At 69.3% G+C, this 9,034-nt stretch carries 10 protein-coding genes and 1 pseudogene; 7 read left to right on the top strand and 4 right to left on the bottom strand.

The window, feature by feature from the left end; genetic code table 11:
• Positions 1-59: 59 nt before the first annotated feature.
• The gene (ltaE, locus tag ACXJJ9_RS08440; RefSeq protein WP_457096757.1) at positions 60-1,076 is read right to left on the bottom strand and encodes a low-specificity L-threonine aldolase; all 1,017 of its coding nucleotides are present in this window, start codon (positions 1,074-1,076) and stop codon (positions 60-62) included.
• 130 nt (positions 1,077-1,206) lie between these two features.
• Here ltaE and ACXJJ9_RS08435 point away from each other — a divergent pair, with 130 nt between their 5' ends.
• Positions 1,207-1,746 (top strand): DUF6630 family protein, encoded by a 540-nt coding sequence (locus tag ACXJJ9_RS08435; RefSeq protein WP_457096756.1) that lies wholly within the window; start codon positions 1,207-1,209, stop codon positions 1,744-1,746.
• 66 nt (positions 1,747-1,812) lie between these two features.
• Here the strand turns inward: ACXJJ9_RS08435 and ACXJJ9_RS08430 are convergent, their stop codons facing one another.
• The 3 genes from ACXJJ9_RS08430 to ACXJJ9_RS08420 all read right to left on the bottom strand — a co-directional run bounded on the left by ACXJJ9_RS08430 (position 1,813) and on the right by ACXJJ9_RS08420 (position 5,443).
• The gene (locus tag ACXJJ9_RS08430) at positions 1,813-3,210 is read right to left on the bottom strand and encodes a M20/M25/M40 family metallo-hydrolase (RefSeq protein ID WP_457096755.1); all 1,398 of its coding nucleotides are present in this window, start codon (positions 3,208-3,210) and stop codon (positions 1,813-1,815) included.
• 118 nt (positions 3,211-3,328) lie between these two features.
• Positions 3,329-3,799 carry a hypothetical protein gene (locus ACXJJ9_RS08425; RefSeq protein ID WP_457096754.1) on the bottom strand — a complete coding sequence of 157 codons (471 nt, stop codon included), beginning with the start codon at positions 3,797-3,799 and terminating at the stop codon, positions 3,329-3,331.
• A 108-nt stretch (positions 3,800-3,907) separates the two neighbouring features.
• Positions 3,908-5,443: an FAD-dependent oxidoreductase gene (locus tag ACXJJ9_RS08420; RefSeq protein WP_457096753.1), complete on the bottom strand. Its 1,536-nt coding sequence runs from the start codon at positions 5,441-5,443 to the stop codon at positions 3,908-3,910.
• Positions 5,444-5,614: 171 nt separating this feature from the next.
• On the opposite strand from ACXJJ9_RS08420, the pseudogene folE reads away from it, so the two are divergent.
• The 6 genes and pseudogenes from folE to ACXJJ9_RS08390 all read left to right on the top strand — a co-directional run bounded on the left by folE (position 5,615) and on the right by ACXJJ9_RS08390 (position 9,020).
• Positions 5,615-6,236: pseudogene (gene folE / locus ACXJJ9_RS08415) on the top strand (GTP cyclohydrolase I).
• Between the two features lie 19 nt (positions 6,237-6,255).
• Positions 6,256-6,975: an RNA polymerase sigma factor gene (locus tag ACXJJ9_RS08410; RefSeq protein ID WP_457096752.1), complete on the top strand. Its 720-nt coding sequence runs from the start codon at positions 6,256-6,258 to the stop codon at positions 6,973-6,975.
• 81 nt (positions 6,976-7,056) lie between these two features.
• Complete coding sequence (locus ACXJJ9_RS08405; protein ID WP_310055386.1) at positions 7,057-7,401, top strand: hypothetical protein; 345 nt, start codon at positions 7,057-7,059, stop codon at positions 7,399-7,401.
• Entirely contained in the window at positions 7,398-7,859 is a 462-nt protein-coding gene (locus ACXJJ9_RS08400) for a DUF2231 domain-containing protein (protein WP_457096751.1), read from the top strand. Before ACXJJ9_RS08405 ends, ACXJJ9_RS08400 begins: the two co-directional genes overlap by 4 nt.
• 90 nt (positions 7,860-7,949) lie before the next feature.
• Positions 7,950-8,348 carry a YciI family protein gene (locus ACXJJ9_RS08395; RefSeq protein ID WP_457096943.1) on the top strand — a complete coding sequence of 133 codons (399 nt, stop codon included), beginning with the start codon at positions 7,950-7,952 and terminating at the stop codon, positions 8,346-8,348.
• A 9-nt stretch (positions 8,349-8,357) separates the two neighbouring features.
• The gene (locus tag ACXJJ9_RS08390) at positions 8,358-9,020 is read left to right on the top strand and encodes a YceH family protein (protein WP_457096750.1); all 663 of its coding nucleotides are present in this window, start codon (positions 8,358-8,360) and stop codon (positions 9,018-9,020) included.
• Positions 9,021-9,034 lie beyond the last annotated feature (14 nt).

Here is a 9,034-nt window from a genome sequence, read left to right as displayed (position 1 = left end):
TCGCGAACCCTAGTCGCGAACCCTAGTCGCGAAGCCTAGTCGCGAGCCGCGCGACGCCGTCAGCGCGCAGCGAAGCGCCGGAACGCCTCGATGGTGCGGGCGATGCCGTCGTCGTCGACATCCAGATGCGTGACCAGCCGCACCCGCGGCGTGTAGCCGATCGACAGCCGGATCGCGGCGGCGTCCATCTGCTGCTTCAGTTCCGCCATGCGCGTGCTCGCGACATCGATGAACACCATGTTGGTGTGCTGCCCTGCGAGCGTGATGCCGTCGAGGCCGCGCAGGCCGGCGGCCAGCGTGGCCGCGCGCCGGTGGTCGTCGGCGAGCCGCGCGACATGGTGGTCCAGGGCATGCAGGCAGGCGGCGGCCAGCAGACCGGCCTGGCGCATGCCGCCACCGGCGACCTTGCGCCAGCGCCGCGCTTCCCGGATCAGCGCGCCGCTGCCCAGCAGCACCGAACCGACCGGCGCACCCAGTCCTTTCGACAGGCAGACCGACACGCTGTCGAAGTGGCGGGCGATCTCGCGCACCGGCACGCCGTCGGCGACCGCGGCGTTGTACAGGCGCGCGCCATCCAGGTGCAGCGCCAGGCCGTGTTGCTGGCACAGCGCGCGTGCATCACGCAGGTAGTCGTGCGGCAACGCCCGGCCGTGCCAGGTGTTCTCCAGGCACAGCAGGCGCGTGCGGGCGAAGTGCGGATCATCCGGCTTGATCGCCTGCGCCACGACGTCGAGCGGCAGCGTGCCATCGCCCGCCTGCACCAGCGGCTGCGGCTGGATCGAGCCGAACACCGCGGCGCCACCGCCTTCATACCGGTAGGTGTGTGCGTCCATGCCGACGATGTATTCGTCACCACGCTGGCAATGCGCGAGCAGCGCCAGCAGGTTCGCCTGCGTGCCGCTGGGCGCGAACAATCCCGCCTCGAAGCCGAGCTCGTCCGCCAGCCGCTGCTGCAGCGCATTGACCGTCGGATCCTCGCCGTAGACGTCGTCGCCGACCTCGGCGCGCGCCATCGCTTCGCGCATCGCCGCCGTGGGCCGGGTGACGGTATCGCTGCGCAGATCAATCCAGTTCATGGGGGTGTCCCGACAGGTGCAGGCGCGCAGGATAGCCGCTTGCGCGGGCCTGCCGGCGGAGCGCACGGCGTGAACACGGCATCCGTGCGCACCGGGGTTTATGCTGCGCGCGTCCACCGAGGGACACGCGATGAATACGCACTCCGAATACGACCCCGACGACAACTTCGCCCGCGCCTTCGGTGCGGAATCCGTGCTCGACGAGGACGCGGCGCTCGAGGCCGTGGCCTGGCAGTTGCTGCTGCTGATCAATCCCGGCGACGAGGATGCGGCGATGCAGCAGTTCGCGACCTGCCGCGATGCGCTCGACGAAGGCACCGATCCGGTGGAAGCGTTGCGCGACGCCATCGACTGGAAATCCGGCTTCTTCATTGCCGGCGACGATCCGGCCGGCCTGATCGACGTGCTCAACGAACTCGCCTCGCGCTACGACCTGCGCATCGACTGGGGCGTGGAGGATCCGACCGACGAGGACTTCCTCGACGACGCCGAAGTGCCGGCGCTGATCGGCACCGCCTTCGATCGGCTGCGCGAGCACCACTACACGCTGTGGACCTGGGAAACCGGCGGCGAGGACCACGCCGGCTGGATCACCCGGCAGCAAGACGACGAGGCATTGCCACTGGTGGCCGGGGCGCTCGGCTTCCACGTGCGTCCCGGCGCCGGGTAGTCGCGCCGGGTAACTCGCATCATGCGCAGGACGGGTGCGCGCACCCGTCCTGCGGATCGCGGCCGGTTACCCGGCCAGCTTGCTCAGCATGCGCACCCAATGGTCGACGTCGTCGCCGAGGGCCTTCACCGGCAGGCGTTCGTCGCGGCCGTGCGCGCGCATGTCGTCGGGCACGATGCCCCAGGAGCCGTCGACGCCATAGACCGGGATGCCGTTCACGCGGAACGGACGCGCGTCGCTGGCACCGGTGCTCATCTCGGGGATCACCGGCACCTTCGGGAACATCGCGTGCACGCTGTCGGTGTAGGCCTTGAGGACGTCGGGACGCAGCGGCGAATCCAGCGACGCCACGGCGTCGTCGAGGCGCGTCACTTCGACCTTGTCGCCGGCGATCTTCTGCAGCTCGTCGCGGATCGCGTCGGGCGACACGCCGGGCAGGATGCGGCAGTTCACCGTCGCCTTGGCCATCTGCGGCAACGCGTTGGGGGCGTGGCCGCCGGTGAGCATCGTCGCCACGCAACGCGTGCGGGTCAGGCCCACCTCGCCGACGTCGGCTTCGATCGTGTCGGCTGCGGCGCCGTTGGCCGGGTCCTTGAGCCAGGCGCGCATCGCATCGCCTAGCGCACCGGGCTCGCTCTTCTGGCGCTCGCCGAAGTAGGCGCGCGTGGTCGGGTTGAGCGCCGGTTCGAAGCGATAGCCGGCCAGGCGGTTGAGTGCGTCGGAGAGCTGGTAGATCGCGTTGTCCGGACGCGGCTTGGAACTGTGGCCGCCAGCGTTGTGCGTGGTGAAGGCGTAATCGGCGTAGGTCTTCTCCGCGGTCTGGAAGGTGAAGCCGAGCGGACGCTTGTCCGGGCCGAAGCCGCCGCCACCGCCGTCGGCGTTGAGGCCGTATTCGGCGTCGAGCATCGCCTTCCATTCGGTGGCACCGAGCAGCGCGCCCTTGCCCGTGGTTTCCTCGTCGCCGGTGAACAGCACAAGGATGTCGCGCTTGGGCTTGAAGCCCTTCGCCTTGAGTTCCAGCAGTGCGGTGGTCACTGCCACCACGCCCATCTTGTCGTCGCTGGTGCCGCGACCGTAAAAGTAGCCGTCCTTCTCGAGCAGGGTGAACGGGTCCACCGACCAGTCCTCGGCCTTGGCTTCGACCACGTCCATGTGCGCCATGAGCAGGATGGGTTTGGCCGTGGCCTTGCCGGCCGCCGGCCAGCGCACGATCAGCGCCGCGGTGTGGTTTTCCGGCGTGGCGTCATAGGGCATCACACGGATGTCGCTGTCGGCCCAACCCGCGGCCTTGTACTGGCCGGCGAGGTACTGCGCGAGCTCGGGCACTTTGCCGCGCCCGGCTACGGTCGGTGTTTCGATGGCCTGCTTGAACAATTCACGCGCCTTGGCATGCCACGGATTGTCCGCAGGTGCGGCAACGGCGGAACCGGCGAACAGCGCGGTGGCGAGTATCACGGTACGCATCAAAAATCCCCCTGGATGGAAACGACAGGCCGAAAGCGCGGTTATACCGTGGGCGCCGGCGGCGAAATGTGCGGTGGAGCCGGCATGGCTTTGCCGGATGTGGTGGCTGCGGCGTCGATCAGGCCGCGTCCCGCGTGTCGCGATAGCCCTTTCCCGACAACGACAGCAGCAATCCGGCGATGCTGGCCACGCCGATGACCAGGTGCATGGTGCTGGCGCCCGAAACTCCGGCCAGCGCCAGCGGTTTCAGCGCGGTGACACCGCGCTGCATGAGGAAATGCAGCACCGCCAGCGCATACATCAGCGGAATCAGGGCGCGGTAACGCAGCAGGACGACAACGAAGACCAAGCCAAGCAGCACCTGCTCCAGCCCCATGCGTGCCATCAGTCCGATGATGTTCTGCGCCGCACCGGCAGGGTAGCTGGCGAGCGGCATGGTCGACACCGACTGCGCGCCGCCGTCCGCGCGCAGGATGTGCACCAAGCCCAGCGCAATCTTCATCAGCGCCAGCGGGACGAACAGCCACAACGCCAGCGCATGCCCGCGAAAGCGGTTGTCGGCGCGCGCGGGAAAGATCCTGTCCAGCATCGATGACCCCCTCGGCGGCGCAGGGATGGCGTCGCAAGCGCTCGAGTATTCCCACAGTGCGGGGCACGCGCGTGTGCCGGTAGTCCCGCTGGGGCGAGGACGTCACGGCTACAGTTGTGCCTCGATCGTCAGGTTCTCCAGGTCCCGTCCCAGCGACGCTGCCGCCACCAGCTGGCCCGCGCGGAAATAGCGGACCGTGCAATCGTGCGCGGCCGGGCTGCCATCGAGGCTAACCTCATCCCAGCCGTTGCCGTGGCCTACGTAACGCAGGTCCAGGCCGTAGTGATGGGTCCAGAAGAACGGCACGTCGGTGAAGGGCTGCGCGGCGCCGAGCAGGTTCGCCGCCGCGGCCTGGCCCTGGCGCTGTGCATGTACCCAATGCTCGACGCGCACCAGGTCGGCGCCGTGCCGGTAGCGCGCGACATCCCCGGCCGCGTAGATGCCGGGCAGAGAGGTCTGCAGCTGGGCGTCGACAAGGATTCCATCCTCCACTGCGAGTCCGGCGGCGGCGGCGAGCGCGGTGCAGGGCCTGACACCGGCGCCCACGATCACCACGTCGGCGTGGATGCGGGAGCGGTCGGACAACGACAGCGTCTTGCCATCGAAGCCTGTCGCGGTCGTCTGCAAGTGGAACACCACGCCGTTCGTGGCGTGCAGCGCGGTGAGGAAGTGGCCCAGTTCGTGGCCGAGCACGCGCGCCATCGGCACGTCTTCCATCGCCACGACATGCACCTCGAGGCCGCGCGAGCGCAGCGCGGCGGCGGCCTCCAGGCCGATGAAGCCGGCGCCGATCAGTGCCACCGACGTCGCGCGACCCACGGCAGCGATGATCGCGCGCGCATCCCCCAGCGAGCGCAGCAGATAGACGTTCGGCAGGTCGAAACCAGGCACCGGCAACCGCACCGGTTCCGCGCCGGTGGCCAGGAGCAACGCGTCGTAGCCGATGGGCTCGCCGGAGCGGATGGTGACCTGGCGCAGTCCGGTGTCGAGGCCGGTGACCTCGCAAGCCAGGTGCAGGTCGATCCGCTGTTCGCTGTAGAACTCGGGACCCTGCAGTGGAATCCACTCTTCCGGCGCAGTTCCGGCGAGATAGTCCTTGGACAGATTGGGGCGATCGCAGGGTGGCGCGCTGTCGGCGCTGAGCATCGTCAAAGCCCCGGCAAACCCCAGCTGGCGCAGCCGCTGCGCCGCAGCGAAGGCCGCCGCACCGCCCCCGACGATCACGATGCGCCGGGGGTGCTCGCGCGCAGGCGCAGGCGCAGGCGCGGGCGCGGGCGCGGGCGCGGCAATACTGCCGCTTGGCGCGGACTGTGCGCGCACGAATGCGCGGTCACCGACTATTTCGACTTGCCAGGTCGCCAGCGCCGCGAACGCGGGCGCCTTCAAGGCGATGCCGGTGCGCAGGCTGAAACAGGCGTGATGCCAGGGACAGTGGACCTCGTCGCCGACCACCAGGCCTTCGGCCAATGGCCCACCGTAATGCGTGCAACTGCCGCTGACGGCGAAGAGGCCGTCACCGCGCCGCACCAGCAGCACGGGAGCGCCGTCGACGTGACCGGCGAGGACGCCCGTGATGGGCACGTTCGCCAGGGGCACGCCCTGTGCCAGCTCGGGGCCGGTCGGAACGGTGTCGGGCTGCGCCATGGCATGACTCCTCGCGTCCGCGCGGCCGCCGGCATGCGGCCCTATGCATTGGATGCCTGGACCGGCGGCAGGTTCCGGCCGGCATGGGTCGAGCGTACTCCTGCCTGCCGGGAACCTCTTCCGCACTCGTGCATCTGTTCGGATAACCCTCGCTGATTGAGACCCGCCCCGATGCTCGATGCCCGCCTGCATGTCGTGGAAGCGCCCGCTTCGCCTCCCGCAACGACCGAGGATGCGCGGCCCTCGCGACAGGAGGCCGAAGCCGCGGTCCGCACCCTCATCCGCTGGGCCGGCGACTCCCCCGCGCGAAGGCCTGCGCGAAACCCCTGCGCGCGTCGTTCGTGCCTACGAGGAGTGGTTCGGCGGATACACGCTCGATCCCGCGGACCTGCTCGGCCGCACCTTCTCGCGCGACGGCTACGACGACATCGTGTTGCTGCGCGACATCCCGGTGCGTTCGGTGTGCGAGCACCACATGGCCGCGATCCGCGGCGTCGCCCATGTGGCCTACCTGCCGGGCGAGCGCGTCGTGGGCATCTCCAAACTCGCGCGCCTGGTGGATGCCTATGCCCGGCGCCTGCAGATCCAGGAGCGCCTGACCGCGGAGATCGCCGACACCCTCGCCAACGTGCTGCAGCCACGCGGCGTGGCGGTGGTCATCCAGGCCTCGCACGAATGCATGACCTCGCGGGGCGTGGGCACGCCCGGTGTCGGGATGGTGACGCGGCGGCTGCTCGGCCAGTTCGAGCAGGAGCCGTACCGGCGTGACATCCTCGCGGCGTTGTCCGCGTGATCCGCAAGAGGCAGTTGCCATGATTCTCCCAGACGCCCGTCATGCCCTCGACTACGACGCACTCGCCGAAGCCACGCTGGTCGGCCTGGTGCAGCGCGGCGACCGCCTGGCGTTCAACCAGGTCATGCGGCGCTGCAACCAGCGCCTGTTCCGGGTTGCGCGCGGCGTGGTCAACGACGACGCCGAGGCCGAAGACGTGGTCCAGGAGGCCTACGTGCACGCATTCGAGAAGATCGCGACATTCCGCGGCGATGCATCACTGCTCACCTGGCTCACCCGCATCGTGCTCAACGAGGCCTACGGGCGGCTGCGCCAGCAGCGCCCCAGCGTCGGCATCGAGCAGATCGACGCGACGCACGCCGACGACAGCCGCGTGGTCGCATTCCCATCGAAGTTCGGCAACGAGGATCCCGCCGCCGCCGCCGCGCGCGAGCAGGTGCGTCGCCTGGTCGAACACGCGATCGACGCCCTGCCCGAACCGTTCCGCATCGTCTTCGTCATGCGCGAGATCGAAGGCTGCACGGTGGAGGAAACCGCAGCGAGCCTGGAACTGCGCAGCGAAACGGTGAAGACACGGCTGCACCGCGCGCGCCGGCTGCTGCGCACCGCGCTGCACGACACTCTGGCGGGCACGCTGACGGATGCGTTTCCGTTCCTGGGGCCGCGCTGCGATCGCATGACCCAGGCCGTGCTGGCGCGCGTCGAAGCGCACCCCTCAAACCCGGCCGAAGGCGCTTGAGGCCTTGGCCACGTCACACCCGCCGAACTCCATCCCCTGCGACATCGTTCCGTCACGTCCCTTCATCCTGAGGAATTCGCCATGTTGACCACTGCCCTTCTGATATTCGCTGTCGCCGCCCTGGGCGGCATGATCCTCGCGACCAATGTGCTGCGCGGCCGACTCGCACCGTGGGCCCTGTCGGTCGCACACGCCCTGCTCGGTGCAACCGGACTGGTGCTGCTGATCATGATCACCCTGCAGGGCGCGGGCACCGCACGCGTCACCGCCGCGCTGGGCGTGCTGGTCGTGGCCGCACTCGGCGGCTTCTACCTGGCCTCCATCCATCTGCGCGGCAAGCTCGCACCCAAGGGAGTGGTGTTCGTCCACGCCGGTGTCGCCGTCGCCGGCTTCCTCACGTTGTTGAGCGCCGTGCTCGCGGCATGAAACACCCCCTGCACCCGGCCCTGGTCCACTTCCCGGTCGCGTGCTGGTCGTTGGCGACGCTGGCCGATCTGGCCAGCCTGCGCTGGGCACCGGCCTGGCACTACGCCGGCCCCCTGATGGCGGCCGGCGTCGTCACCGCCCTCGCGGCTATGGCCGCGGGTTTCGTGGAACTGCTGAAGCTGGGGGACGACCATCCCGCCAATGCCGACGCCAACCGCCACATGCTGTTGGCGATGACCGCCCTCGGCTGCTACGGCGCCAGCCTGTTCCTGCGCCTGGAGGGGATGACATTCACGCGACCCGATGCGATCGGGATCGCAATAGGTGCGGCCAGCTTCATCGCCCTGTGCCTGACGGGCTGGCTGGGTGGAAAGCTCGTGTACGTACACGGCGTGGGCGTGGGCAGGACCCGCGCTCCGGCTAGCAAGGACGGCGACCACCCGCACAGGACCACCTGACTGCGCAGGGGCGGCACCCGCGCGCATTCACGCACGACGCCCGCGGGCCGAGCAGGCATCATGGCGCCCTCCCACATGGAAGGCGCGCACATGCAGTTCCTGATGCTGGTCTACACCGACAACACCCTGATGGACGCCATTCCCGAGGCCGAGTACGCCGCGATGATGCGCGGCTGTTTCGCGCACGCCGACGAACTGCGCGAAGACGGCACGCTGCTGGGTTCGCAGCAGCTCGAACCCGCTCCGACTGCGCGCACCATCCGCACGCGCGATGGCCGCACCAGCATCGTCGACGGGCCGTTCGCCGAGACCAAGGAAATGCTCGCCGGTTTCAACCTGATCGAAGCGGACAGCCTCGAGGAAGCCGTGCGCATCGCGGCGGAGTTTCCGTGGTCGCGCACCGGCAGCATCGAGGTCCGGCCCATCCGCGACATGGACGCAGTGCGCCGGCATGTCGGCGCCGCCATGCCCACGGCCGCCAACGCCTGAAGGGAGCGCATGCGCATGGCCAACACCGTTCCCGTACTCACCGTGGCGCAGGCGCGCGCTCTGGGCTGCCTGATCGAAAAGGAAGCCACCACGCCCGACGCCTATCCGCTGACGATCAATGCCGTGCAGGTGGCCGCGAATCAGAAGACGGCACGCGATCCGGTGCTGGCGCTGGAGCCGGGCGAGGTCCAGCACGCTCTGCGCACGCTGGAAACGCAGCGATTGGCGAAACAGGTGTTCTCCTCACGCGCCGAACGCTACGAGCATTGCGCCGGGCAGTACTTCAGCCTGCCGCAGCCGCAGGTGGCGCTGCTGGGATTGCTGCTGTTGCGCGGCGCGCAGACCGCGCACGAGCTGCTCACGCGCAGCGAGCGGCTGGCGAAGTTCAGTGACGCCGACGACGTGCGCCATCACATGGAACGCCTGATCCAGCGCGAGCCGGCCCTGGCCGTGCTCGTGCCGCGCGGTCCCGGCCAGCGCGAAGACCGCTATGCGCACCTGCTCAGCGGCCCTGTCGACGTGGCGGCGATCGCCGCGCGCATCGGTGTGCAGGCCGGCGAATCGGCAACGCCGCAGACGGCGGCGCTGGAAGCACGCGTGGCCGCACTGGAAGGCGAAGTGGCGGCGCTGCGCGAGGAAATCGCGGCGCTGCGCGGTGATCGCGCTTCATAAGGCCGTTGGGAGCA

The sequence above is a fragment of the Lysobacter sp. P5_B9 genome (assembly GCF_054049835.1).
Note: the sequence above shows the minus strand (reverse complement) of the source record. Positions and strands in the feature narration are given on the sequence as shown.

What these genes read in the sequence shown, in the direction of transcription:
- ltaE (WP_457096757.1), bottom strand. Translation starts at nt 1,076, where the DNA reads ATGAACTGGATTGATCTGCGCAGCGATACCGTCACCCGGCCCACGGCG.
- ACXJJ9_RS08435 (WP_457096756.1), top strand. Translation starts at nt 1,207, where the DNA reads ATGAATACGCACTCCGAATACGACCCCGACGACAACTTCGCCCGCGCC.
- ACXJJ9_RS08430 (WP_457096755.1), bottom strand. Translation starts at nt 3,210, where the DNA reads ATGCGTACCGTGATACTCGCCACCGCGCTGTTCGCCGGTTCCGCCGTT.
- ACXJJ9_RS08425 (WP_457096754.1), bottom strand. Translation starts at nt 3,799, where the DNA reads ATGCTGGACAGGATCTTTCCCGCGCGCGCCGACAACCGCTTTCGCGGG.
- ACXJJ9_RS08420 (WP_457096753.1), bottom strand. Translation starts at nt 5,443, where the DNA reads ATGGCGCAGCCCGACACCGTTCCGACCGGCCCCGAGCTGGCACAGGGC.
- ACXJJ9_RS08410 (WP_457096752.1), top strand. Translation starts at nt 6,256, where the DNA reads ATGATTCTCCCAGACGCCCGTCATGCCCTCGACTACGACGCACTCGCC.
- ACXJJ9_RS08405 (WP_310055386.1), top strand. Translation starts at nt 7,057, where the DNA reads ATGTTGACCACTGCCCTTCTGATATTCGCTGTCGCCGCCCTGGGCGGC.
- ACXJJ9_RS08400 (WP_457096751.1), top strand. Translation starts at nt 7,398, where the DNA reads ATGAAACACCCCCTGCACCCGGCCCTGGTCCACTTCCCGGTCGCGTGC.
- ACXJJ9_RS08395 (WP_457096943.1), top strand. Translation starts at nt 7,950, where the DNA reads ATGCAGTTCCTGATGCTGGTCTACACCGACAACACCCTGATGGACGCC.
- ACXJJ9_RS08390 (WP_457096750.1), top strand. Translation starts at nt 8,358, where the DNA reads ATGCGCATGGCCAACACCGTTCCCGTACTCACCGTGGCGCAGGCGCGC.